This is a genomic window from Streptomyces sp. NPDC058964 (genome assembly GCF_042741275.1).
In the GTDB taxonomy this organism is placed as follows: domain Bacteria; phylum Actinomycetota; class Actinomycetes; order Streptomycetales; family Streptomycetaceae; genus Streptomyces.
Genome location: NZ_JBHYKH010000849.1, coordinates 1 through 2,260, shown reverse-complemented (window position 1 = coordinate 2,260; position 2,260 = coordinate 1). Strand labels below are relative to the sequence as shown.

General features: G+C 71.7%; 2 protein-coding genes. Both read right to left on the bottom strand.

Features of this window, described 5'->3' with window-relative positions; all coding sequences use genetic code 11:
• Positions 1-164 precede the first annotated feature (164 nt).
• A complete protein-coding gene (locus ACFW2E_RS45560) occupies positions 165-740 on the bottom strand; it encodes an alpha/beta fold hydrolase (protein ID WP_384477705.1) in 576 nt (191 codons plus the stop codon).
• Positions 741-947: 207 nt separating this feature from the next.
• Complete coding sequence (locus tag ACFW2E_RS45555) at positions 948-2,087, bottom strand: FAD-dependent oxidoreductase (protein WP_384477702.1); 1,140 nt, start codon at positions 2,085-2,087, stop codon at positions 948-950.
• Between the last annotated feature and the right edge of the window lie 173 nt (positions 2,088-2,260).

The window sequence follows — 2,260 nt, the reverse complement described above, 5'->3', positions numbered from 1 at the left end:
TTCAACACACACCACCCGCGCTCTCCCGCGGGGTGTTGTGGGGCTTCCCGGGGGGTGGCGCCCCCGGGGGGGGGGGCGGGCGCGCCGCGCCCCCCCCGCGCCGGACGGGGTGAAAGGACGTGGACGGTCCGGGCCGATGCCGGGCGGAGCGCTTGTCGGGCGGTTCAGGCGGTGGGCTCGGCGAGGAAGCGGTCGAGGGCGGTGAAGACGGCCTCGGGGTCCTCGCGGATGGGCAGGTGCCCCCCGCCAGGGACGAGTTCGAAACGCACGCGCGGGAACGCGGCTGCGTAGTCGCGGCCGAAATCGGGGGTGACGACCGTGTCGTTGACACCCCAGATCACCAGGACGGGGCAGGTGACGGCGGAGAAGCGGGGAAGTAGTTCCGCCTCGTGCACGTCCGGGCCGGTGTAGGCATGCAGGGTGGCGAACATCTGCGCGGGCGGACTGCTTCGTGCCGCCGGCGCGCTGGCGCCGGAGGGCGACCCGCTGGGCGGGTTGACCTGATGGTCCGGGATCTTGGGCCCGATGGCGTCTATGAGGACGAACCGGGAGACGCGTCCGACGTGGTCGTCCACGGCCATCCGGGCGGCGACCCAGCCGCCGAAGGAGGTACCGACCACAGTGACGTCGTCCAGGCCGTGCTGGTCGAGCAGGTTGTGGTAGGCGGCGGCGAGGGCGGCCACGGAGCTGAGCATGTCGGGTCGACCCGTGTCGTCCCAGCCAGGACGGGTCGGTGCCAGGACCCGGTGCCCGGTGGCGAGGTGGTCGACGAGGGGATGATGCTGGCGGGGCCGGGCGCGCCGTGCAGGACGAGTACCGGGCCGCCCTCTCCGGCCTCCCGCACGGTCACGTCGAGGCCAGACCGTGTGGTGACGGTGCGCGGTGCGGGCGCGGCCATGCTTCCTACTGGATCGCGTGGATGGTGTCGGTGGTGCTGTCCGCGGCGGTCACTGGGCTGCCGGTCCGGTGGTGAAGAACTCGATCATCTGCTCCAGTCCCCGGTCGCCGAACATCGTCTCCAGGCTGGCGGCGGACTCGGCGGCGGACGCCTCGCTGCGCGGGAAGAGGGCCTGTTCGTAGGCGATCAGCGCGGCTTCGGTGTCGCCGGGGTGGGCGGCGAGCGCCTCGGCGAGTTCGGCGCCGTCGAGCATAGCCAGGTTGGCGCCCTCTCCGGCGAAGGGGGACATCACGTGGGCGGCGTCACCGAGGAGCGTCACGCCCGGGATCCGCTCCCAGCGGTGTCCGACCGGCAGGGCGTGGATGCGGCGCGGGGTGATCGTGTCCGCGTCGGCGACCAGGGCTCGCAGATCCTCGTGCCAGCCCTCGAAGTGGGCGAGGACGGCGGTCTTGGCGGCGGCGAGATCGGTGAAGTCGATGGTGTCGAGCCAGCCCTCGTCCGCCTTCAGCGCGGCGTAGATGTGGAAGCTGCCGTCGGTCTCGCGGTGCGCGAGGAAGCCGCACTGGCTGCCCAGGCTGACGAAGAAGCCGCCTCCGATGACGGCGGCGCTGCGCGGGTGGCGGGTGTCGGCGTCGTACAGGTCGGTCTCGGCGAAGGAGATACCGGTGTAGGCGGGCGTGGCGTCGGAGAGCAGCGGCCTTACGCGGGACCAGGCGCCGTCGGCGCCGATCAGGAGGTCGGTGGTGATGGCGGAGCCGTCGGTGAATGTCACCTCGTGGCGGCCGTCGCCCAGTGCCCGGGCACCGGTGACCTTCCTGCCCCAGTGGATCGTGCCGTCGGGCAGCGAGTTCAGCAGCAGGTCACGCAGGTCGCCGCGGTCCACCTCCGGGCGGCCGCCGGTGCCGTCGTCCTTCTCCGAGACGTGGACGGTGGCGTCCGGGCCGACCAGGCGCATCTCCTGACCGCCCTCGTGGACGATCTTCAGGAAGTCTTCGTAGAGGCCCGCGGCGTGCAGCGCCTTCTGACCGTTCTCCTCGTGGATGTCGAGCATGCCGCCCTGGGTGCGGGACGCGGCAGACGCTTCCAGTTCGAAGATCGCGGCCTGGATGCCGTTGACGTGCAGGACGCGGGCGGCGGTGAGGCCGCCGAGACCTCCGCCGATGATCGCGATGGGGTGATGGGCGCTCATGGAGGCCTCCAGATGACTGACCGGGTCCACACCAAGCGCGCAGCCCGGGAAGGGGTTCGGAGCCGGCACGCCCGTGCCCCCCCACGGCGGCGGGGGCGGGCCGGCGCGCGCAGGCCGCAGCCCACTCCCCCCCCCCAAAAAAAAAAGCATATGAGACGAAAATTTTTGTTTTA

What these genes read in the sequence shown, in the direction of transcription:
- ACFW2E_RS45555 (WP_384477702.1), bottom strand. Translation starts at nt 2,087, where the DNA reads ATGAGCGCCCATCACCCCATCGCGATCATCGGCGGAGGTCTCGGCGGC.